A 22,275-nucleotide genomic window follows, 5' to 3' on the forward strand; every position below is an offset into this window, starting at 1 on the left:
AAATATAATTACAAAGGAGAATGTAAAATGGCTAAAATGTATTATGAACAGGACGCAAAGAAAGAAATGTTGGCAGGAAAAAAGGTTGCAGTTGTTGGTTATGGTTCTCAGGGGCATGCACATGCACTGAACCTCAAAGATAGTGGCGCTGATGTGGTTGTAGCTCTTTACGAAGGTTCCAAGAGCAAGGCTCGTGCAGAGGCTGATGGCCTAACAGTTATGACAACACCAGAGGCAGTTAAGGCTGCTGATATCATCATGATTCTGGTAAATGATGAAACACAGGCAAAAATGTATCAGGCTGACATTAAGCCATATTTGAAATCCGGCTCTACTCTGGCTTTTGCCCATGGTTTCAATATCCACTATGGCCAGATTGTGCCTCCTAGTGATGTAGACGTTATTATGATCGCTCCTAAGGGTCCCGGACACGTTGTAAGAAGTACATATAAAGAAGGTTTCGGCGTTCCCGCTCTGATTGCTGTATTCCAGGATGCAAGCGGCACTGCAAAGGATGTGGCGTTGGCTTATGCTGATGGCTTGGGTGCAACTAGAGCAGGTGTTTTGGAAACCACCTTTAGAGAAGAAACAGAGACAGACCTTTTTGGTGAGCAAGCAGTGCTTTGCGGTGGTGTTTCCGCATTGATGAAAGCTGGTTTTGATACTTTGGTTGAAGCTGGATATCAGCCTGAAAATGCTTACTTTGAATGTATCCATGAAATGAAGCTGATTATCGACTTGGTTGTAAAAGAAGGCCTTTCCTTCATGCGCTACTCTTGCAGTGATACCGCTGAATATGGCGATTACACAGCTGGACCTAAGATTATCACAGAACAGACAAGAGAAGCAATGCGCGGCATCTTGAAGGATATTCAGGATGGCTCCTTTGCAAGAGAGTGGATTCTGGAAAATCAGGCAAACCGTCCTCACTTCAATGCTATGAGAAGAATGCAGAAGGCACATTTGAGCGAATCTGTTGGTGCTGAATTGAGAAGCCACATGAGACAACACTAATCTTTACCTATATAATGTAATGTTATATTTCAAATGAAGCATTACGGATTTTTGCAGACCCACTGTCCCTTGGCAGTGGGAATTTGCAAGCAGCATCTCCATTTATAATGGAAATGTGTACCCGTTTTATATTTTCATGATATATGCTTTTAAAATGTGGGGGGCTTCCCTATGGGATTATTCCTTTAGGGAGTTAAAAAGGGTGCTGTAGATAGATGAAATAATCATTTATTTATAGCACCTTTTTGTATTGAATGGGGGTTCAATTAAGATATAAGAGTGTGTTAGAAATAATTTATTTGGCTAAGATTGAATAAAAGGGGTGAAAAAAGAGTATCCCTTAAGCTATGTTATAGTTTGGGATACTCTTTAATTATAATATTGATTAGATTAAAGAAACATATTTTTCGATAACATCAACGATTTTTTCTAATTCCATACGAGAGGTGTTTAAAATTAAGTCGTAATTATCAGCTGCACCCCATTTTAATCCTGTAAAATAGTTATAGTAATTGGCACGGCGTTTATCTGTTTTGATTACAGCAGCTTCAGCATTTTTTTCTGGCAGGTCATATTGTGCCACTGCTCTGTTTATACGGTCTTTTAAGTCTGCTTGCAAAAAAACATTAATACAATTTTCTGTTTCAGAGAGAATATAGTCTGCAGAACGCCCAACAATGACACAGCTTCCTTTTTCAGCCACCTCTTTTATTACCTGAGATTGTACAAGGAAAATTTTCTCATTTAAAGGAAGACCGAAGGATTCTACACTGGGGGTAAGGGTCGTCAGGGAGAGCAAAAGATTTCCTGTAGAGGTCTCTTCTGCATTGACAAAACATTCCTTCGAAAGACCAGTTTTTTCTGCAGCAAGGGAAATGATTTCATTATCATAAAAAGGAATCCCTAAGCGTTCAGCCAATAGTTTACCTACGATACGCCCGCCACTGCCATACTGACGGCTGATAGTAATAATTTTATGCTTATCCATATGAATCACTCCTATTTGTCAATTTTAAAATAATAATAATACTAAAATACAAAAACCAAAAAAATAGTAAGGATATATAATAGCTTAAGAGGTGAATACCCCTCCTAATATATTTAGTATATCACATTTACATAAAAAAGGAAATAACCCGAATTGTACTTCGTTCTTTTCACAATATTTTTGCAGACTAAGCTTGAAACTTTTTCGGGAAAACTTTACTTTTTTTAGAAAAATGGTATGATAGAGAAAGAAAATTTTGTATTTGAAGGAGAATTTAAAATGGGTGAAGCATTAGCAGGCTTGAAGAGAAGCTGTATGTGTTGTGATGTAAATGAAACCATGATTGGCAAAGAGGTTACAGTAATGGGCTGGGTTCAGCGTCGCCGTGACCTTGGACAGTTGATCTTTATTGCGTTAAGAGATAAAACCGGTTTGGTTCAGATTGCTATTGACGGAAATGTAGCAGAAAAAGAACTGTTTGAGAAGGCTGAAAGTGTAAGAAGCGAATTTGTATTGGCTGTTCGTGGACAAGTTGCCCCTAGAACTGAGGGGAATATAAACCCCAACATGAAAACAGGAGCCATCGAAATTATTGCTACTGAGCTTCGTATTCTTTCTGAAGCTGAAACAACACCGTTTCAGATTGAGGACAATATTACGGTTAAAGACGACTTAAGATTTAAATATCGTTATCTTGATTTGCGTCGTCCCAGTCAGCTAAATAATCTTGTATTAAGACATAAAGTTGTTCAAGTGATGCGGAATTTCTTGGATCAGGAAAACTTTTTGGAAATTGAGACACCTATTTTGGGTATCAGTACACCTGAAGGCGCAAGAGATTACTTGGTGCCCAGTCGTGTACATCCCGGTAGCTTTTATGGATTGCCCCAGTCTCCTCAGCAATATAAGCAGTTGTTAATGGTTTCAGGTATGGATCGGTACTATCAGATTGCAAAATGCTTCCGTGACGAAGATTTAAGAGCTGACCGTCAGCCTGAGTTTACACAAGTGGACATGGAGCTTTCCTTCATTGATGTTGAAGATATTCTGGATATTAATGAAAGAATGATGCAAAAAGTATTTAAGGATATTTTAAATATTGAAGTTCCTTTGCCACTGAAAAGAATGACATACAAAGAAGCCATGGAACGCTTTGGCTCCGATAAACCGGATATTCGCTTTGGTATGGAGCTTGTAAATATCTCTGAGGTAGTTGGTGATACAGATTTTGTTGTATTTAAAACTGCCCTGGAGGCAGGCGGCAGTGTGCGTGCCATTAATGCAAAGGGCTGTGGCGCTTTCCCTAGAAAGAAAGTTGACAGCTTGGTTGAGTTTGTAAAAACCTATCGTGCAAAGGGTCTGGCATGGATTGCTATTAATGAGGATGGCAGTTTGAAAACCCAGATTGCAAAATTCTTTACAGAAGAAAAATTAGCCAAAATCGTAGAAAAAATGGATGGTAAGCCCGGAGATCTGATCTTGATTTGTGCTGATCAAGACAAGGTTGTATTTGATTCCTTAGGAGCATTGCGTTTGGAGCTTTCTAAAATGTTAGAATTAACAAAGGCAGATGATTTCAGCTTCCTTTGGATTACCGAATTCCCTATGTTAGAGTGGGATGAGGAAGCAGGCAGATTTGTGGCAGTACACCATCCGTTTACAGCTCCTATGGATGAGGATATTGATTTACTGGAGACAGATCCAGGCAAGGTTCGTGCAAAAGCTTATGATATTGTATTAAATGGATATGAATTAGGTGGTGGTTCCATCAGAATTCATCGCAGAGATGTTCAACAGAAAATGTTTGGACTTTTGGGCTTTACAATGGAAGATGCACAGCAGCGTTTCGGCTATTTCCTAGATGCATTTAAATATGGTGCACCTCCTCATGGTGGTCTTGCCTTTGGGTTGGATAGAATTATTATGCTTATGTGCGGCGCAAGCAGTATCCGTGATGTGATTGCTTTCCCTAAAGTGAAGGATGCATCTTGCCCTATGACCAATGCTCCTACTGTTGTGGACGAAAAACAGTTGGATGAATTGGCAATTTGTATAAATAAAGAAATATTAGAGGCGCAAGAGGCTGAATAATTTTTTGAGAACAAAAGGGAATGAATAAAACAAGCTGATTCGAAGAAGAGATAGAATATGATACAAAATGAAGGCAGAGGGATACCTCTGTCTTTATTTGTTGTTCAGTTTAGTGGATGATATAAGGTGTTCCTGATTTGTGCTGGTAGAATAGTTTCTGCTCTAGATTTTGCATGAAAAAGTCAGTATCTATGAAAATCAAAGGTTTAAGAATGGCCTATAGGGACTCAGAGAGTTACTTCATATATGTTTTTTAAATACTTCCGTGTACAGGTTTATATAGAAGTAAAACAGTAAACTATTAGAAAGGGCAATCTTGAGTAAAAGGGCTTTATTTGTAGTAGAAAATTATAATATCATTCTTGACATTTAATTGAAAAAAGCGCAAAATAAAATTATTGTTATTTTCGATGCGTGGCTCAGTTTGGTAGAGCGCGGCGTTCGGGACGCCGAGGTCGCAGGTTCAAATCCTGTCGCATCGATGGGTATAAAAAAGTGCTGGAAACCTTGATTTTAAAGGGTTTTGGCACTTTTTTATTGTGGGAAAACGACGTATAATTTAGTGTCGTTTTTTGTCGTTTATTATCATTTTGCAAGTCAAATGCAAGTCAATGCAAGTCAAAATGCAAGTCAGATTTTCACGATATGAGTATCTTTATTTGTACCACCTGCGATGTAAGAATTTAATTTATCCATTGATTTTCGTTTATGCTTCCCATCTAAATGCGTGTAAATATTTAAGGTGGTTTGCACGTCTGAGTGACCCAGTTGCTCTTTTGCAGTTAGCACATCTACTTCCGCAAAGTAAAGCATTGTAGCATATGTATGTCTTAGCCAATGGGCAGTGAACCGAGGAATGACACAAGGGACACCTTGGGGTTGAAATTTACTTTTTGGCTGACCTGAAATTTGATTTCTAAAGTTTCCGTATTTTATATTTAAATCTGTAAAGTAACTGTCCCATAGCCTACGCCAACTAATCTCGCTCATAAGCTGGCCCTTTGCAGAAGGGCAGACGATTACGGAATCTGTGCAGATCTTCTTCTTTTCATGCAAAAAATCTACAAGAATGTCGGGTATATTGATAGTTCGGATACTGTTTTTTGATTTGGCCGTGTTTTTTAGAACTGGTTGGCCGTTAATAAATTCAACGGTTTTGTTAATATCAATTGTAGCATCTTTAAAACTAATATCAGACCATGTGAGTGCCAGGAGTTCGCCTCTGCGTAAGCCTGCAAACATCATGATCATGGCTGCCGTTTGGGCTCTGTGAGGAGTATCAATGATCCATTGTTGTTCTTCTTGGGTTAATGCTCGTCTTATATTGCCTTGTGGCACACGGGGGATTTTGACTGGACCAACAGGGTTATAGTCCATGACCCTATTATCAATGGCCAATTGGCATATCTGTAGCCCGACGGACCGTATCTGCTTAAGGGATGATTTTGCCGATGGCTCCCCGGTGTTGGGATTTTCTTTGGCAAGGGTTAAGATGATTTGTTGAAAATCAGCAGTCTTAAGGCGTGTGATAGGGAGGCTATATAGCGGCGCATACTTTTTTAAGCTACGCTTATAACTTTCCATGCGCCCGTAGGTAACTTCCGTGCTTTTAAGTGCGCACCATGCTTCCATCCAGAATTCGAATGTGTCTCTGTCTGCGGTAATATCAATTCCCCTGTACATAGACGATTTTAATTCCTGGGCTTTTGCTTCTGCCTCCTTTTGATTTTTTCCGTAGACGGTTTTATATTTTCTCTTTCCGTCAAATTCTCCAAGATATACCTGGACGGCGATTCTACCGTCAGCACGGACGGTATTTTTCTTTTTGGCCATAAAAATAAGACCTCCTTTATTTTGGTATGGTAAATAAAGCGGTCTTGTGATACAATTAGCTTGTCTAGGGCTGTTGTACCTCGGTATGACCGCTTGTCCCTTCCTGTTGGCGCAGGAGGGGATTTTTTTATTTAAAACTTTCTACCTTAGTTATTGGCTCCAATGAATAAAAATCGTCCCTTTTAATGTGGGTTAATTCGTGCGCAATTGCTTCGTGTTGCGCTTCTATTGATAATCTTGCATTTATGTATACGTTATAAAACCCGCTCTCATCTTGAACAGTTACACCATTTATACGACAAGGCAAATCTATAAACCTAATACACATATCTTCCATAGCACCACCAACCTTATTCTTTATCCCTCAATGCTTCGATAATTTTTATTGTTTTAATAATATCCTCTGGTGTAGCATTTTTGCTTACAGAGAATAGCATTTTCATTTCAGGCTTAGAGCGTAAACTATCAATCAATTCAAGGGTATCATCATCTAATACAATAATGTTGTTTTCTTCATCCACTACGGTAACGGTGGGCTCTGGCTCTTTTCCTGTCATTAAATAATCAAATGATACTTCAAAATAATCACATATTTTTTTTCCTAATTCACCACTTATCTGAGATTGCTTTTTCTTCCACGTATAAATTGTTGATTCCGAAATCCCAGTGTCTTTGCAAAACTTGTAGATCGTTATGCCGCGCTTATCTAAAAGCTTTTTAAAATTCTCATACATATTTGTCCCTGCTTTCCTGAAAAATAAATACCTAAAAAAAACGCAGTAAAACTATTGACTACCTCGAAAAAGCGTGGTATAGTATGAGCATACCTCGGTAGAAAATAGTAAAGCATTAAAAAGGTAAAGTACATCGGAAAAATGATATACCTCGTTCGACAAACAAAGTATATCACTAAACCGAGGTATGCGCAAGTATTAATTCAAAAGGAGGTGGTATTTTGTCAAAAATGTACAACTGCGAAGAGGTCGCAGAACGCTATAACGTAAAACTCATTACTGTTTGGAGTTGGATTCGTGATAAGAAACTTCCAGCAATGAAAATTGGCAGGGAGTATAGAATCAAAGAGGAGGACTTAACAGCTTTTGAAGATGAACGCAGAACAGTTTCGGTAACAAAGGAATAGCTGATTTATTCGGCGTACCAATTACGTATTTTTTAGAAGAGCAACCGGCAGCGAACAGAGAATAGGAGGATAATATGGAAAATTTAGAGGAGTACACGAATCGAATTCAAGAACGGGATAACGCGATAAATGGTTATCTAGAAAAGCTCAATGGCATCACATGCGAAGAGTGGAAAAGGCTATCCATGATTATTAACAAAAGCTTTGAACTAGAAAAAGAGAAGCTGAACAGAGATATTCAGCTTCCCGACAAAGACACTTTGGACAGGGCTACTCATTCACTATTTGGATAAAAATTGGATTTATCCTGTAGTCCTTGCCTTTGTAGTAGATATTTATGTAATCGAGACTATAGGCGCTGTTTTCCAGTTCTCTGGATCTGATTTGAGGGGCATAAACAGAAGCATTCTCTTCCCACCAAGAATAAGGATCCTTCTTATAGTCGCCCATAACACAGCTGGGGTCATCATTAAGGCAAACCCATTGCCCGACCAAACAAGCATACACTCTTTTCATGTATCATTCACTCCTTCCTTTATTATTTCACATGCCTATCCACACAAAAACAGGCGTGATTACTTGATTTACTTATTTTACCACAATTTGTGGAAAAGCACAAGATGTAGGAGGAGGATTTATGCAATTAAACAAGATATTGAAGTGTAGGGGTTTAACCGTAAAACAATTGAGCGAGCAAACAGGTATTAAATATAGAACAATGCTCAAATACTCTTGCGGCGAAAGAAAATTAACTGTTGATGCCGCCAAAATCATAGGTAAAGCACTAAATATAAATTGGTGGCTATTTTTTGAAGAAGAATAGGAGGCGATTCAATGAAAACAACTAAAAGCTGGGAGGAGGTCCCGATAATTTTCGACCTTGCTTTTGCAGCTACCTTAACAGGTTTCAGTAGCGAACGCTTGCGGCAGTTAAGCCGAGCGGGTGAGTTCCCAGCAAGGAAAATAGGCACAGGCAATCATGCAGTGTGGAGAATCGATAAAGACGAGTTCGTCAGCTGGTGGGAAAGTAAGAAGATACAGGGGGAGGACAAGCATGCAAAATATACATAATGACCCGATATACCGCAACGCTGACAGACGAAAGAATGAACGCCGTATGAAGCAGGAAAAGCGGAAAGGACATGCCATTTTTGTTATAAGCATTAAGGTAGCGGCTTTATGGCTACTTTATGCAGTGATTGTTTTTGGTATTATAGCAGCGGTTGAATGTGCTTTACCGCACAGGATTGTACTGAAATGGATTATTATTTTTTCCTTCTTGGTGGTATCAGTACCCGGAGTTTATAAAATGGAAAAGAAAATAAAAAAGTCCCCAAGGAACGGCAATTCCATAAGGGGACAAATACATAACGTGTAAATTTAAAATACCAGAATATTATGAATTTGTCAATGCGTGAGACTCAGCAAAGGAGGTTCAATATGTCAGAAATATATAGGAATTTGAGTGATGTTCAAACAGGAACAGTCAAACAACATTTCCTTGAATCCGAACTTACGTCAGACGAAGTAAGAGAGTTGGAAATGATTAGGCAAGAAATACTTGCTGAATATAGAGGGAAGAATATCCTTAGTTTTCACCGTTGGAAGAGAAGATTAATGCGTCAAAATTCAATTTGTTCTTTGTATGGATACCATAGGATTCAAAAATGTTTATATGAAGCTAATCAACTAAATCGCTAACGTTTGCGGATTTGGAATAGGAGGAATAATCGTGCCAGTAAAAATAAATGAACTGGAAATTGAAAATGTGAAACGTGTGAAGGCTGTGAAGCTAACACCCACAGTGAGTGGTTTAACCATTATCGGCGGTGACAACGGCCAGGGGAAAACCTCAGTGTTGGATGCCATTGCATGGGTGCTAGGTGGGGATAAATATAAACCTTCCAATCCATATAGAGAGGGTTCAGTGATACCGCCCAACTTACATATAAGTCTTAGCAATGGACTTGTGGTGGAACGTACAGGCAAGAATAGTACTTTAAAGGTTACAGATCCAGGTGGAAATAAAAGCGGTCAGCAGTTATTAAATGAATTTGTTGAGACCTTTGCTTTAGATTTACCCAAGTTTATAGAATCCAGCAACAAAGATAAAGCAAATACACTTTTACAAATTATCGGCGTAGGGGACAAGCTTCATCAGTTTGAGGACCAGGAACAACGTTGTTACAACGAGAGATTAGCAATCGGGCGTATTGCAGATCAGAAAAAGAAGTATGCCAATGAAATGGAATACTTCGACGGTGTACCAAAGGATATTGTTTCAGTTTCCGATTTGATTAAACAACAGCAGGAGATTCTTGCCAAGAATGGTGAAAACCAACGAAAGCGTGACCGTTTGGGCGGCTTAGAGACTGAGGCGCAGAGAGTCCGAAATGAAATCCATTCGTTACATGAAAAGTTGGATCAATTGATTGCTCAGGAAAATCAATTGATTTCTGATATTGCAATTGCTAAAAAGTCCGCCAGTGAGCTTCAGGATGCATCTACTGCAGAATTAGAAAACAACATTCTGCAGATTGAAGCAATCAATAATAAGGTGCGTTGCAACTTGAATAAAGAAAAAGCTGAGGATGATGCAAAGCTGTATGAGGCTCAGTATGCCACCCTTACTACCCAGATTGAGGATATTCGAAAAGCCAAAACAGACCTTTTGCAAGGAGCTAATCTTCCCCTACAAGGGCTATCTGTAGAAAATGGAGAGCTGATTTTTAATGGTTTCAAGTGGGACAACATGTCAGGTAGTGAACAGTTAAAGGTAGCAACTGCCATTGTACGGAAAATTAATCCGAATTGTGGCTTTGTATTGCTGGATAAATTGGAGCAGATGGATACCAAGACCATTAATGAGTTTGCCCAGTGGGCGGAACGGGAAGGCTTACAAGTGATTGCTACAAGGGTAAGTAAAGGAGAGGAGTGCTCAATTGTCATTGAGGACGGGTATGTGGTTGGTCAGCCTGTGCAAGAAGCTCCTGCGAAGAAGTGGAAGGAAGGTGAATTTTAATGCAGATTACAACGGGTAAATTAAAAAGTGCCCAAAAGGTTGTTGTATATGGTCCTGAGGGGATTGGAAAAAGTACGTTTCTGGCACAGTTTCCGGGTGTGTTATTTATTGACACAGAAGGCAGCACAAAGCATATGGATGTGGCAAGGCTACCGAAGCCGTCAAGTTTCACTATGTTGCTGGAAGAGGTTAGATATGTGAAGGCAAACCCTCATATTTGCAAAACTCTTGCCATAGATACCGTGGACTGGGCGGAACAGCTTTGTGTTGAAGATATTTGTGCAAGGCACAACAAAATGGGTATTGAAGATTTTGGCTATGGTAACGGCTATGTATATACCAAAGAAGAGTTTGGCAGATTCCTAAATCTTTTAGAGGATGTGGTGGACTTGGGAATCCATGTAGTATTAGCTGCTCATGCGCAGATTCGTAAATTTGAACAGCCTGACGAAATGGGGGCTTATGACAGATATGAATTAAAGCTTGGAAAAAAGACATCCTCACAGACTTCACCATTGGTGAAAGAATGGGCAGATATGGTGCTGTTTGCTAACTACAAAACTTACTCTGTTGCTACTGATAAGGATGGTAAAAAGCATAAAGCCCAGGGCGGTGAGCGGGTTATGCATACAGTGCATCATCCATGCTGGGATGCAAAGAACCGCCATGGATTACCTGCAGAAATGCCATTTGACTATAGCTTGATTGCTCATTGCTTTATGGTGGAAGCGCAACCTATGGCAACACAACCAAGAGAAATGCAACAAATGCCACCTATGGAGCAAATGCAATTTACACAGGAAACTACAGTGCAAGAACAGCCGAAGCAATCAGATATGCTGGCTCAGGAGCAAGATAGTTCTTTTTTACCAGTATCAGAATCAGAGGCGAAACAGAATCCTTTTGAAACTTCGGGATTTGATCATTTACCAAAGCCTTTGAAAGATCTAATGGTAACTAATTATGTTACCTGCGAAGAAATTCAAGAAGTTGTGGCGGCAAGAGGGTATTTCCCTTTGGATGTTCCTGTTGAAAAATACGATGAATACCAACCGGGATTTGTTTCTGGGGTACTGGTAGCCGCTTGGCCGCAAGTATTTGAAATGATTAAGCAAAACAGAACAAAAGTTGATGAAATACCATACTAGTAAGGAGTGTTTTGTATGGAAGAATGGTTACGTGAAGCACTAGCGGAAGAGCAAGGATTACACTTTTGCCCACTTCATGACAGATATGTTGCATGTGATGATGATTGTGATAGTTGTGAGGAAGCAAAAGAATTTCAAAAATGTTTAGAAGAAGCTTCAAAATAAGGAGGTACATAAATGTCAGATGCAGTGGAAAGAGAATTAGGGTGGAATGACTCTATTGAAAAAGACAGTGATTTTATATTGCTGCCAGAAGGGGACTATGATTTTAAGGTTGTGAAATTTGAACGAGGGAGACATCAGGGAAGTGAAAAATTACCACCATGCAATAAGGCGATTTTAACCCTAGAGATTGACTCCCCTGAGGGTAGCATATCCATTATCCATAACCTGTTTTTACATAGTAAGACGGAAACAATGCTTTCCTCTTTCTTTACATCCATTGGACAGAAAAAGAAAGGTGAAAAGGTAACGATGAACTGGAATGCTGTCACTGGTGCGAGAGGTCGTTGCAGGGTTTACCAGGATAGTTGGACAGGTGATGATAAGGTAGAGCGAAAGAGCAATAAAATTAAAAAGTTTTATGAGCCTACCAACACAGCTCCAGGAACACCTACAAACACAGCTGGCAATGCGGCTCCACCACAGCAAGTATCCTTTACAGCGGGTAGATTTTAATAGAAGGGGTTGGTGGTTATGGAATTAAGACCGTACCAACAGGAGGCCAAGGACGCTATTTTTTCAGCATGGGACAACGGGGTGCAAAAGACACTCCTTGTCCTCCCTACCGGGTGTGGTAAGACTATTGTTTTTGCTAAGGTTGCTGAGGAGTGCGTGCGAAAAGGTGATCGGGTGCTTATTATGGCCCATCGTGGAGAGCTTCTGAATCAAGCTGCAGACAAGATTGCCAAAGCTACCGGCTTAGGGTGTGCAACAGAAAAGGCAGAGGAAACATGTCTGGGGAGTTGGTTTCGTATTGCAGTTGGCTCTGTTCAAAGCTTGCAACGTCCAAAGAGGCTAGAAAAATTTGCTCCTGAATATTTTGACACCATTATCATTGATGAAGCCCATCATAGTTTATCCGATGGGTATCAGAGGGTTTTGGAACACTTTACAGACGCCCGTGTTTTGGGTGTAACGGCTACACCGGATAGAGGGGATATGAAGAACCTGGGGCAGGTGTTTGAAAGCCTTGCTTATGAATATACCCTACCAAAAGCAATTAAGGGAGGGTTTTTATCTCCCATCAAAGCCCTTACAATCCCATTAAAGTTAGATTTGACTGGTGTAGGTACACAATCAGGTGACTATAAGGTTGGAGATATTGGAACAGCTTTGGATCCTTATTTATATCAGATAGCTGATGAAATGAGTAAGTATTGCATGGATCGAAAGACGGTGGTGTTTCTTCCTTTGATTAGGACAAGCCAAAAGTTTAGGGACATTTTAAATGAGAAGGGCTTTTGTGCGGCAGAGGTAAATGGGGATAGTACAGACCGTGAGCAAGTATTGGCCGACTTTGAGAATAATAAATATAATGTGCTCTGCAACTCTATGTTATTAACGGAAGGCTGGGACTGCCCCAGTGTGGATTGTATTGTAGTTCTTCGGCCAACGAAGGTACGCAGTTTATATAGTCAGATGGTTGGGCGTGGTACCCGATTATGTGAAGGAAAAGACCATTTATTATTATTGGATTTCCTGTGGCACACTGAAAAACATGAATTGTGTCGGCCAGCTTCTTTGATATGCGAAAATGCGGAAGTTGCGCAAAAAATGACTGAAAATTTGGAGATAGCCGGCTGTGCTGTGGATATTGAAGAGGCAGAAGAAAAAGCTTCGGAGGATGTTGTGGCACAAAGGGAAGAAGCTTTGGCAAAACGCTTAGAAGAAATGAAGAAACGCAAAAAGCAGTTGGTGGATCCTCTCCAATTTGAAATGTCTATACAGGCGGAGGATTTATCAAGCTACGTACCTTCTTTTGGATGGGAAATGGCTCCTCCATCAGATAAGCAGATAAAGACCTTGGAAAAATTGGGGATTATGCCTGATGAAATTGATAATGCAGGTAAGGCCACAAAGCTATTGGAACGCCTTGACAAGCGTAGAACGGAAGGATTAACGACACCAAAACAAATCCGTTTTTTGGAAGGCCGAGGCTTTACTCATGTAGGAACGTGGGATTTTGGTACGGCCAAGAATTTAATAGATCGGATTGCAGGAAATGGTTGGCGTATTCCTCGTGATATTGAACCTAGTACATATAAACCGAAGTAATGTGAAAGCATGGGAGGACTTTGCTTTATGACAAATTTAATAGAAATTTTGGACTATATTGAGCCTGCCATGCTTGAGTATACAGATTGGCTCATGGTAGGAATGGCGTTAAAAGAAGGCGGTTATGCCGTAGAGGTATGGGATCAATGGAGTGCTCGAGATATGCACCGGTACCGTTTTGGAGAATGCCAAAAGAAATGGGATGGCTTTCACGGAAACCAAAGCCAGTAACCATAGGAACCATAGTACAAATGGCAAAAGACCAAGGCTGGTCCCCTGAAAAGAACAGCTATGAAATTGAATGGGACGGGGAAATCGGTGGTAAAGAGGACCTAGTTATCATTAATAAAAACTGGATTGAAAATCAGGAAGTAGAAGAACCGGAGGATGCATGGAATCCTGCACAGCAGTTAATAACATACCTAGAAACGATTTTTGAAGCCTCCGAAAATGTGGGCTATGTCACCCAGAGCTGGGAGAAAGATGGACGGTACCTTCCTAGCGCTGGGAATTATGATAGAACGGCAGGGCAGTTGGTGGAAGCATTATCTAACTGTAATGGAGATATTGGCTCTGTCCTTGGTGATTATAAAACGGAGGCAGGTGCGTGGATTCGTTTTAATCCCCTAGATGGTAAAGGAGTTAAGAATGACAATGTTACTGAGTTTAGATATGCCTTGGTAGAATCAGATACCATGGAGATTGAGCGCCAAAATGCCATTATTCGTGAACTGGAATTACCTGTTGCATGCCTGGTGCACAGTGGTGGGAAAAGCCTCCATGCCATAGTCAAAATTGAGGCAGGAAGCTATGACGAATATCGTAAAAGGGTTGACTACTTATATGATGTGTGTCAGAAAAATGGCTTGAAAATTGATAGCCAGAACCGAAACCCTTCCCGTCTAAGCAGAATGCCCGGTGTGCTGCGTAACGGCAAAAAGCAATTCTTAGTTGCAAAAGATATAGGAAAAGAATCCTGGAATGATTGGAAAGAATGGATTGAAAGTATGAATGATGAGCTGCCCGAGCCAGAGAGCATGGCTGATGCATGGGACAAGCTTCCTGACTTGGCAGAGCCTTTAATAGAAGGAATTCTTCGTAAAGGACACAAGATGCTAATTGCAGGTCCATCAAAAGCGGGTAAGTCTTTCAGCTTGATTGAGTTATGCTGTGCCATGGCTGAAGGTAAGGAATGGTGCTCATGGAAATGCACCCAAGGCAGGGTCATGTATGTCAATCTGGAATTAGATAGGGCAAGCTGTTTGCATCGTTTTAAGGATGTTTATACGGCGTTAGGATGGCAGCCCAATCACTTAGCCAACATTGATATATGGAATCTCCGTGGGAAGTCTGTTCCTATGGATAAGCTGGCACCCAAGTTAATCCGTAGGGCTGCGAAGAAGGATTATGTGGCCATTATCATTGACCCTATTTACAAAGTAATTACAGGGGATGAAAACAGCGCAGATCAGATGGCCCATTTCTGTAATCAGTTTGACAAGGTTTGTACGGAACTGGGTTGTGCGGTAATTTATTGCCATCATCATAGTAAAGGCAGTCAGGGAAATAAGCGTAGTATGGATAGAGCTTCGGGAAGTGGTGTATTTGCCCGTGACCCTGATGCCCTCCTAGACTTGATTGAATTGGATCTTACGGATGCAATCAAGAAGCAGGAGGAAAATAAAGCGGTGTGTGCTGTATGCGATAAATGGCTGAAAAATCATGCACCTGAGTATGAGGATGAAGTTTCTCAGGATGATAGATGCAGTCAGGTACGCATGCAGGATATTGCAAAACGGTTGCTTACACAGCAAGAACAAGACGGTCTGCAACGAGACATTGAGCTTGCAAAAAAAGCTGTTTCTACAGTAACAGCATGGCGTATTGAAGGTACCCTTCGAGAGTTTCCGAAGTTTGCACCGGTAAATCTTTGGTTTGATTATCCGATACATAAATTCGATACTGTAGGGATTTTAAATGATATTCAGCCTGGGTCGGAACAGCCGCCTTGGAAACAAGCAATGAACAACAGAAAATCTAAAGATGTTAAGGCAAAAGAGAGAAAAGAGTCCCTTGAGAATGCATTTGAAGCGTGCGGAATAAACGGTAAAATAACACTCAATGACTTGGCAGAGTATATGGGTACCAGTGAAAAAACAGTCCGAAACAGATTAAAAGAGCATGGTGGGTTCTGGATTGAAGGTAGTGAGGTAGGGAAGAAAAAAACATGATATATGTTATTTTCACAAATCGGGAAGAAAACATTATATAAGTTATTTTCCTTAGGTCAGAAAATTTTTCAAACGTTTTTTTCAACAAGGCAAAAAAGACGGAAAAAAACATGATTTGCGTTATTTTCCCGAGGGAAGAAAAAAACATATATTACTACGTAATATATATAGCTTTTTTCCCTGTCGGTCAAAGGGGAAAAGAAGTCGTGCGATAGCTTACGCACGACGACTACTTTCCCTGAACTTTGACAATAGGATACTTTAAGAATTATTTTTTAACAATTTAAAGGGGTGAAGTGAATGGATATTAAAATTGGGCCTCACAAAAAAGGCGATGCAGGAATATTATGCATGCCACTTGTAAGTAACCTACCCGATGCGGATAAGAAACATTCGGATTGGAGAAAAACAACATGCCCGGCTTGTGATACTGAATGTTGGGTATCTAATGCACATCAAAAGATAATAGAATCAGAACCAAAGGTTAAGGCGGTTTGCACTATGTGTGCATTGAAGGGAATCAAATTATGATAACTGAGTTTTTCATGGCAATGGTGCCGCCTACCTGTACACATCAAGAAAAGAAAGTTCGGGTGGTGAATGGTAAACCGATGTTTTATGAACCACCTGAGCTTAAGGAGGCAAGGGCAAAGTTAGCGGCTCACTTGAGTAAGCATGTTCCGGAAAAGAAATATACCGGCGCAGTAAGGATAATTACAAAGTGGTGTTTTCCTAGTGACGGGAAACATAAGAATGGCGAGTATAAAATAACAAAGCCGGATACAGATAATTTGCAAAAGCTGCTGAAAGACGTAATGACGGATCTTCGCTACTGGACGGATGATGCTTTGGTGGCTTCGGAGATAAGCGAAAAGTTTTGGAACGATCCGCCCGGAATATACATACGCATTGAAGAATTGTGAGGCGATAGGCGTGAGGAGTTTTGATGAGATAGAAAACATTGCTTTTGGGGATATTCCAAAGCCGGGGGATCTGTCGTGGCTGGAAAATGATGTGCTGATTGACTTTTGTGAATTGATACTTCATTTTCGCCAGGGCAGTATATCTCAGGAACAAGCTTCAGCACAAAAGCTGCTCATGCGTGAAAGTTATCAAGGGGCCTGTCAGCATTGTGAGGCACTTGAAAAAATCGGGGTAGTAATGGCTAGTACGGAATGGCAGCTTAGACAGAGTCGGTTAGAAGAGGCTTGTGACTGTCTGATAAAAGGTATGGGTCAAATAAAACCAAATGAGGAGTACAAGGACGTCATAGTCTGTGTGGTAGATTACTTTGACAAGCGTATCAAAAGGGGGACTGAAAGTGAAAATGGCGGATTACAGCAGGGGCAGGAATGACGGCCTTGCCCTTGCATTGAAAATTGTAAAAGAGGACGGTATCGAAGCGCTGGAGAAGGAAATAAAGTTTCGGGGGGTTAGTAATATACATACACCGTTAGCACAAAAGGATTTGGAAAAAGCACTTGCCCCTATCAAGGAGCACACGATTGCCACAATGTTGGCCATGTCCATTCATGTTTTATACGATGAGTTTGATTTCCGTACAGTGCGGTTAAATCGTTTTAGGGATAGGTTTAATAGCAAAGTGGACTGTCTCCTTGAGGATATGGTGACTTGGGGCGATATTGTGAAGGATATTCAGGAGAAAACAAAGATGGTGATTGCAATACCACATAATGAGTAAGGAGTATTGAAAAAACAAGAAAGGAGTAAAGAGGTTTGGTCGACCGAAAACAGCTGTTTACTCCTGTGAATCAAAATGTTTATGAATTTTAGCAATATATCAAAGGAACAGAAGAAAAGCCTGGATTATAAAATTGAGGTGGCTGTACGGGAAATTAAAGAGGGATTTTCTGCGAGCAAGCACCATCCTGCTATTGCGTTTAGCGGCGGGAAGGACAGCACGGTTCTTTGGCATTTAATCAAGACACATTTCCCTGAAAAGCAGTATTACATCATATTCGGCAATACTGGGGTTGAGTTTCCGGAAAGCCTTAATTTTGCCCGGAAGTTGGGCGAGGAATGGGGCGGTGATGATTTTTTTGAAGCACAGCCGGAAAAATTGAAAAAGGATGAATTGAAATATGAGGCGCAATGTGAGGTTTTGAAGTGGCTGGAGGATACGAAACAGCTTGACCTTGTGCTAAAAAAAGACGGAAAGCTTAAGTCGACGGGCATTTTGCAAAAAGTGTGCCCTGCGGAAATGTACGAAGATTTCAAACGGAGGAATCTCATTTGGAAAGCCGGTACCCGAAAAAATTATTTTTGGTGCGCTGATCAGTACGGGTACCCGATTTTGGGGAAGGCTGTCAGCGGAAAATTAACAGCACGGAGAATTAACATAGATTGTTTTTTGAAATATTCAACCTCTGCAAGTGAGGATCCGGAGCTGTTGGAATATTATGATTTGCTGAGACAGGTAAAAATAAGCAACCACTGCTGTGCCATTTTAAAAAAAGAGCCCAGCGAGAAGCTGCAGGCAAAGCTTATGGTTGACGTTATTTTCAAGGGGTTAATGGCCTGTGAAAGCCAGATGCGAAACTTGAATTTTGCCACGAGAGGTTATTTGTTCCAATCTGAGCGTCCTCACTGTGGAGACTTCTTCCATTGTTCGCCAATAGCGATCTGGACAGACGATGATATATGGGAGTACATACACAGATACGATGTGCCATATTCTCCTCTTTACGATATTGAATATGAGGACGAGAAGGGGCGCATGGTTAAGATTAAAAGAAATGGGTGTGTGGGTTGTGCAACGGATATTGCATTTAAAAATAATCATATGGCGGCACTGCGGAAAACCCATCCACGACTATGGAAGGGGTATATGCTGAAAACAGGATTAGGAAATGAAATTATGAAACTCCATAGGGTGAAGGGAAGCAAGATTTCCAAAATGGATTATTTCAAGGATGCGGAACAGCTTGGGGAAATCAGCCCATGTGCGTTTGATGATATTGGGATTGTGAAGGATAAAACGACAATGAGCGAGTATGACGGGGATGTAGATTAGAGGTGGTGGCGTTGGAGAAAGAATTATTGTCGCAGTACGCTGACCTTCAAGCGGAAATTGAGGATTTGCAACGCAGAATTCTAAAAACTGAATCGCAGATAGAACGCATACAGGCAGGCGGTACGGTATTAGATTCTGTGAGGGGGACAAGGAAAGATGGTACCATTGGAAATATCCGTATTGAAGGTTTTCCTGTAATTTGTCTGGATGAAAAACTGGATCGTCTGTACCGCTATAGATCCCAGCTGCGAAATTCCGAAAAGCGAGTAGTGGAGTTGGTAAGCGAAGTTGAGAAATACATAAATTCCATTGAAGACTGCCGTATGAGGCGGATTATAAGATACAGGTTTATTGATAAGCTTTCATGGAACGCCGTTGCAGATAAGATGGGGGGGAATGCAACCGGTGAAAGTGTTAGGAAAAATTTTGAAAGATTTTAATTTATTTTTCAATTGTCCTGCATGTCCGTTTTCAATATAGTACAATGGTATTAGTTAGAAGTGTATAATCAATACAACACCTCCTATTTGGCATTGGCGAAAGCTGGTGCCTTTTCTTGATATATTTGTAAAATATGGTATAATATTTAAAATACTTTTGGGGGTGGGAGTGTGCTGAAAAGGTCTTATGCAAGAGCGTGTATTGTTCTTATGATTCTATCTGTTTCTTGCTGGATAGCTTCATTTTTTTTCTATTCACCATCAATTCCTTTGTTCTGGTGCTATGTGACGATAGTGTTTGCAATGTTGTCTGTTATTATTAGTTTCCTCTATCGGAGGTGCCCCAATTGTGGGAAAACACTTGCCCCAGCACAATGGTCAAAGAGCGGAACCAAGCATTGTAAAAAGTGTGGCAAGCCATTTGAGTACGATAGATAGATATTTGATTAAGGAGGCCTTAGGGTATACTTTTTTCATTTGTTGTACAAAACTATTTCCGACAAATGGTAGGAATTTACTGTTCTGTGTCGAAGACTATAGAGTGAAGAAAAAACAGGAGGGGTTATGATGAAATATCAAAGATTGAAAGACATGATTATGGTAGCTATGGTTGCAACATTAATAGTTGGAACTGCACCCACTGCTTTCGCAAAAGAGAGCAAAATGAACATTCCAGTCAGTTTCAATAACATTAAAGTTGTTATTGATGGTAAGGAGCTAAAAACTGGCAAGGAGCCTTTCACATATGAGGGGACAACTTATTTACCTGTTAGAGCGGTAGCTGAGGCTGTTGGCAAGGATGTAAAATGGGATAGTAAAACGCAGACGGTAATTTTAGGTGAGGCAAGCCAAATTGCAAATAAATCAGAGATGAAAACAGTAAGTAGAACTATTGGTAACCTATCTTTTGCAGTTCCAGAAACATGGAAAGAAGAGAAAGCTGATGAGTCATTTACCTATTATCTTAATGACGGAGTTATCTTAATGGAAAGTTGGCGTGATACAGAGTATGACGAACTTGAGAATGGAGGAATTGATGGTTTTTTAACTGGATTTCTAAAATCTGATAAAGCTATTGATAGTAATAGTAATAAGTATAATAAAAAGAATTTTACAATTGGTGATATTAAGGGCAAAAAAGTTGATATAAATGTTGAAAAACAATACAACGGAGTTAATGTGAAAGTAAAATCTGGTTATTTTATTGAGTCTGGAGCAAACATTGTTTTTGTAATGTATTGCAGTACAAAAGATAGTAGTGAATCAGATAAACAATTAGAAAATATGATAGAATCGTTCAAGCGAAAATAGTTGAACAGAAAGCACTTATTATCTGATAGGTGCTTTTTTAATGCGAAGAAAGTGAGGTGGTATTATTGACCGAAAAACAGAAACGATTTGCAGATGAATATTTAATTGACCTTAATGCCACCAGAGCATATAAAGTGGCGTATCCGAATGTAAGGAAAGATGATGTGGCGAAAGCAGCTGCGAGTAGAATGTTAACCAATGTTAACGTCAAAAACTATATAGATGAACAGCTTCAGGAAATATCTAATGCTAAGATTGCAAATGCAACGGAGGTTATGGAATATCTAACGATGGTACTGCGTGGGGAAAGTAAGGCAGAGATGGTTGTAGTCGAAGGGTGTGGAGATGGGTATTCGGAGGCAAAGAGAATCGAAAAGGCTCCGGACGAAAAAGAACGATTAAAAGCTGCTGAGCTTCTCGGCAAGCGCTACGGAATTTTTACCGACAAAGTGAAAGTTGAAGGCAGCTCGGTCGTACAGATTCTTGATAATATCCCGAAAGGAGACAGCAATGATAAAACTTGATAGCGTGATTGCACCTTCTTTCTATGAGGTACATCAATACTTAAAACTGCAAAAGTATACCCATTATTGGTTAAATGGTGGCCGTGGATCCACGAAATCTTCTTTTGCGTCTGTTGAAATTATTTTAGGAATTATGAAGGATCCGCATGCCAATTGCGTAGCTCTGCGTAAAGTTGGGTTAAACCTTAAAGATAGCGTGTATGAGCAGCTAGAATGGGCCATAAAGGTGCTTGGGGTAGAAAATTACTGGCAATCAAAATTAAGCCCGTTAGAGCTTATATACATACCTACAGGGCAAAGGATTATTTTCCGAGGTGCTGACAAGCCAAAGAAAATTAAGTCAACTAAGTTTCGCCATGGGTATTGCAAGTACATATGGTATGAGGAAGTTGATGAGTTCGCAGGAATGGAAGAAATCAGAACAATCAATCAAAGTCTAATGCGTGGAGGCGAAAGCTTCTGCGTTTTTTATTCCTATAACCCGCCTAAAAGCCAGAGAAATTGGGTGAACAAAGAAATCCTTGAAAAGAAGGATGATAAATTTGTACACCACAGTACTTATTTGCAAGTGCCCGAACATTGGTTGGGGAAACAGTTTTTCATTGAGGCTGAACATTTGAAAAGTGTCAATGAGGATGCTTATAAACATGAATATCTTGGAGAGGTAACCGGTACAGGAGGCGAAGTATTCCATAACCTTACGATCCGAGAAATATCTGATGAAGAGATAAAACGATTCGATAGAATCGCCAGAGGGTTGGACTGGGGATACGCTACGGATCCATTCCATTATACAGTCAACCATTATGATAAGACCCGAAGACGGCTCTATATTTTCCGGGAAATCCAGCTTGTAAATTTGAGCAACCGAAAGGCGGCTAAATTAGTCAAGCAGGAGAATAAGAGCAATGCATTGATTGTCTGTGATAGTGCAGAGCCGAAAAGCATTGCAGAGGTATCAGAATATGGTCTCAGGGTAATTGGCGCAAAAAAGGGTCCTGACAGTGTGGAATATGGAATCAAGTGGTTGCAGGATTTGGAGGAGATTATCATTGATCCTGTACGATGTCCTAATACTGCAAGGGAATTTAATTCCTATGAACTAGAAAAAGACAACAATGGTGGGTTCAAAGCGAAATTCCCCGATAAGGATAATCACAGCATTGACGCTGTTCGCTACAGTCGTGAAATGGATATGAGAAACGTGAGGATAAGGTGATA

Annotated in this window: 28 protein-coding genes and 1 tRNA gene; 25 read left to right on the forward strand and 4 right to left on the reverse strand. The window is 40.3% G+C overall.

Features of this window, described 5'->3' with window-relative positions; genetic code table 11:
• The first annotated feature begins 27 nt into the window (after positions 1-27).
• Complete coding sequence (gene ilvC / locus NE558_RS01090; protein WP_256148071.1) at positions 28-1,014, forward strand: ketol-acid reductoisomerase; 987 nt, start codon at positions 28-30, stop codon at positions 1,012-1,014.
• Positions 1,015-1,399: 385 nt separating this feature from the next.
• Here the strand turns inward: ilvC and NE558_RS01095 are convergent, their stop codons facing one another.
• Positions 1,400-2,002, reverse strand: coding sequence for an AAA family ATPase (locus tag NE558_RS01095; protein ID WP_256148072.1), 603 nt, complete (start codon positions 2,000-2,002; stop codon positions 1,400-1,402).
• Between the two features lie 279 nt (positions 2,003-2,281).
• On the opposite strand from NE558_RS01095, the gene aspS reads away from it, so the two are divergent.
• Positions 2,282-4,093, forward strand: coding sequence for an aspartate--tRNA ligase (aspS, locus tag NE558_RS01100; protein WP_256148073.1), 1,812 nt, complete (start codon positions 2,282-2,284; stop codon positions 4,091-4,093).
• A 408-nt stretch (positions 4,094-4,501) separates the two neighbouring features.
• Positions 4,502-4,575: transfer RNA gene (locus tag NE558_RS01105), tRNA-Pro, on the forward strand.
• A gap of 148 nt (positions 4,576-4,723) precedes the next feature.
• On the opposite strand, the gene NE558_RS01110 is transcribed toward NE558_RS01105, so the two are convergent.
• The gene (locus NE558_RS01110; RefSeq protein WP_256148074.1) at positions 4,724-5,926 is read right to left on the reverse strand and encodes a tyrosine-type recombinase/integrase; all 1,203 of its coding nucleotides are present in this window, start codon (positions 5,924-5,926) and stop codon (positions 4,724-4,726) included.
• Positions 5,927-6,276: 350 nt separating this feature from the next.
• Positions 6,277-6,660 carry a helix-turn-helix domain-containing protein gene (locus tag NE558_RS01115; protein ID WP_256148075.1) on the reverse strand — a complete coding sequence of 128 codons (384 nt, stop codon included), beginning with the start codon at positions 6,658-6,660 and terminating at the stop codon, positions 6,277-6,279.
• A 230-nt stretch (positions 6,661-6,890) separates the two neighbouring features.
• On the opposite strand from NE558_RS01115, the gene NE558_RS01120 reads away from it, so the two are divergent.
• Both NE558_RS01120 and NE558_RS01125 read left to right on the forward strand, forming a co-directional pair.
• Positions 6,891-7,067, forward strand: coding sequence for a helix-turn-helix domain-containing protein (locus NE558_RS01120; RefSeq protein ID WP_256148351.1), 177 nt, complete (start codon positions 6,891-6,893; stop codon positions 7,065-7,067).
• Positions 7,068-7,141: 74 nt separating this feature from the next.
• Positions 7,142-7,360: a hypothetical protein gene (locus tag NE558_RS01125; RefSeq protein WP_256148076.1), complete on the forward strand. Its 219-nt coding sequence runs from the start codon at positions 7,142-7,144 to the stop codon at positions 7,358-7,360.
• Here the strand turns inward: NE558_RS01125 and NE558_RS01130 are convergent.
• Positions 7,338-7,583: a hypothetical protein gene (locus tag NE558_RS01130; protein ID WP_256148077.1), complete on the reverse strand. Its 246-nt coding sequence runs from the start codon at positions 7,581-7,583 to the stop codon at positions 7,338-7,340. The two genes, NE558_RS01125 and NE558_RS01130, sit on opposite strands and share 23 nt — an antisense overlap.
• A 121-nt stretch (positions 7,584-7,704) precedes the next feature.
• Between NE558_RS01130 and NE558_RS01135 the strand changes: the two genes are divergently transcribed.
• The 20 genes from NE558_RS01135 (at position 7,705) to NE558_RS01225 (ending at position 22,273) form a co-directional block, all read left to right on the forward strand.
• A complete protein-coding gene (locus NE558_RS01135) occupies positions 7,705-7,890 on the forward strand; it encodes a helix-turn-helix domain-containing protein (protein ID WP_256148078.1) in 186 nt (61 codons plus the stop codon).
• 11 nt (positions 7,891-7,901) lie between these two features.
• Positions 7,902-8,138: a helix-turn-helix domain-containing protein gene (locus NE558_RS01140; RefSeq protein ID WP_256148079.1), complete on the forward strand. Its 237-nt coding sequence runs from the start codon at positions 7,902-7,904 to the stop codon at positions 8,136-8,138.
• Positions 8,122-8,445, forward strand: a complete 324-nt coding sequence (locus NE558_RS01145; RefSeq protein ID WP_256148080.1) for a hypothetical protein — start codon at positions 8,122-8,124, stop codon at positions 8,443-8,445. The genes NE558_RS01140 and NE558_RS01145 overlap by 17 nt, the downstream gene beginning before the upstream one ends.
• Positions 8,446-8,507: 62 nt before the next feature.
• Positions 8,508-8,768, forward strand: coding sequence for a hypothetical protein (locus tag NE558_RS01150; protein WP_256148081.1), 261 nt, complete (start codon positions 8,508-8,510; stop codon positions 8,766-8,768).
• A gap of 31 nt (positions 8,769-8,799) precedes the next feature.
• Positions 8,800-10,089, forward strand: a complete 1,290-nt coding sequence (locus NE558_RS01155; protein ID WP_256148082.1) for an ATP-binding protein — start codon at positions 8,800-8,802, stop codon at positions 10,087-10,089.
• On the forward strand, positions 10,089-11,237 hold the full coding sequence (locus tag NE558_RS01160) for an ATP-binding protein (RefSeq protein WP_256148083.1): 1,149 nt from the start codon (positions 10,089-10,091) through the stop codon (positions 11,235-11,237). Before NE558_RS01155 ends, NE558_RS01160 begins: the two co-directional genes overlap by 1 nt.
• A 15-nt stretch (positions 11,238-11,252) precedes the next feature.
• On the forward strand, positions 11,253-11,402 hold the full coding sequence (locus NE558_RS01165) for a hypothetical protein (RefSeq protein WP_256148084.1): 150 nt from the start codon (positions 11,253-11,255) through the stop codon (positions 11,400-11,402).
• A 12-nt stretch (positions 11,403-11,414) separates the two neighbouring features.
• Complete coding sequence (locus NE558_RS01170; protein ID WP_256148085.1) at positions 11,415-11,915, forward strand: DUF669 domain-containing protein; 501 nt, start codon at positions 11,415-11,417, stop codon at positions 11,913-11,915.
• Positions 11,916-11,933: 18 nt separating this feature from the next.
• A complete protein-coding gene (locus tag NE558_RS01175) occupies positions 11,934-13,514 on the forward strand; it encodes a DEAD/DEAH box helicase (RefSeq protein ID WP_256148086.1) in 1,581 nt (526 codons plus the stop codon).
• A 27-nt stretch (positions 13,515-13,541) separates the two neighbouring features.
• Positions 13,542-13,745 carry a PriCT-2 domain-containing protein gene (locus NE558_RS14540; RefSeq protein ID WP_330643337.1) on the forward strand — a complete coding sequence of 68 codons (204 nt, stop codon included), beginning with the start codon at positions 13,542-13,544 and terminating at the stop codon, positions 13,743-13,745.
• The gene (locus tag NE558_RS01180) at positions 13,712-15,745 is read left to right on the forward strand and encodes an AAA family ATPase (RefSeq protein WP_330643338.1); all 2,034 of its coding nucleotides are present in this window, start codon (positions 13,712-13,714) and stop codon (positions 15,743-15,745) included. The genes NE558_RS14540 and NE558_RS01180 overlap by 34 nt, the downstream gene beginning before the upstream one ends.
• A 300-nt stretch (positions 15,746-16,045) precedes the next feature.
• Positions 16,046-16,276, forward strand: a complete 231-nt coding sequence (locus NE558_RS01185) for a hypothetical protein (RefSeq protein ID WP_256148087.1) — start codon at positions 16,046-16,048, stop codon at positions 16,274-16,276.
• On the forward strand, positions 16,273-16,668 hold the full coding sequence (locus NE558_RS01190) for a RusA family crossover junction endodeoxyribonuclease (RefSeq protein ID WP_256148088.1): 396 nt from the start codon (positions 16,273-16,275) through the stop codon (positions 16,666-16,668). The genes NE558_RS01185 and NE558_RS01190 overlap by 4 nt, the downstream gene beginning before the upstream one ends.
• A gap of 10 nt (positions 16,669-16,678) precedes the next feature.
• Positions 16,679-17,101, forward strand: a complete 423-nt coding sequence (locus tag NE558_RS01195; RefSeq protein ID WP_256148089.1) for a hypothetical protein — start codon at positions 16,679-16,681, stop codon at positions 17,099-17,101.
• The gene (locus tag NE558_RS01200; RefSeq protein WP_256148352.1) at positions 17,073-17,447 is read left to right on the forward strand and encodes a hypothetical protein; all 375 of its coding nucleotides are present in this window, start codon (positions 17,073-17,075) and stop codon (positions 17,445-17,447) included. Before NE558_RS01195 ends, NE558_RS01200 begins: the two co-directional genes overlap by 29 nt.
• Positions 17,448-17,522: 75 nt before the next feature.
• Positions 17,523-18,779, forward strand: coding sequence for a phosphoadenosine phosphosulfate reductase family protein (locus NE558_RS01205; RefSeq protein WP_256148090.1), 1,257 nt, complete (start codon positions 17,523-17,525; stop codon positions 18,777-18,779).
• An 11-nt stretch (positions 18,780-18,790) separates the two neighbouring features.
• Positions 18,791-19,219 carry a hypothetical protein gene (locus NE558_RS01210; protein ID WP_256148091.1) on the forward strand — a complete coding sequence of 143 codons (429 nt, stop codon included), beginning with the start codon at positions 18,791-18,793 and terminating at the stop codon, positions 19,217-19,219.
• A 567-nt stretch (positions 19,220-19,786) separates the two neighbouring features.
• Positions 19,787-20,530, forward strand: coding sequence for a copper amine oxidase N-terminal domain-containing protein (locus tag NE558_RS01215; RefSeq protein ID WP_256148092.1), 744 nt, complete (start codon positions 19,787-19,789; stop codon positions 20,528-20,530).
• A 65-nt stretch (positions 20,531-20,595) separates the two neighbouring features.
• The gene (locus NE558_RS01220) at positions 20,596-21,054 is read left to right on the forward strand and encodes a terminase small subunit (protein WP_256148093.1); all 459 of its coding nucleotides are present in this window, start codon (positions 20,596-20,598) and stop codon (positions 21,052-21,054) included.
• Positions 21,041-22,273, forward strand: coding sequence for a PBSX family phage terminase large subunit (locus tag NE558_RS01225; protein WP_256148094.1), 1,233 nt, complete (start codon positions 21,041-21,043; stop codon positions 22,271-22,273). Before NE558_RS01220 ends, NE558_RS01225 begins: the two co-directional genes overlap by 14 nt.
• Positions 22,274-22,275: the final 2 nt, after the last annotated feature.

Origin of the sequence: Anaerotignum propionicum, assembly GCF_024461735.1 — a bacterium.
Classification (GTDB): domain Bacteria; phylum Bacillota; class Clostridia; order Lachnospirales; family Anaerotignaceae; genus Chakrabartyella.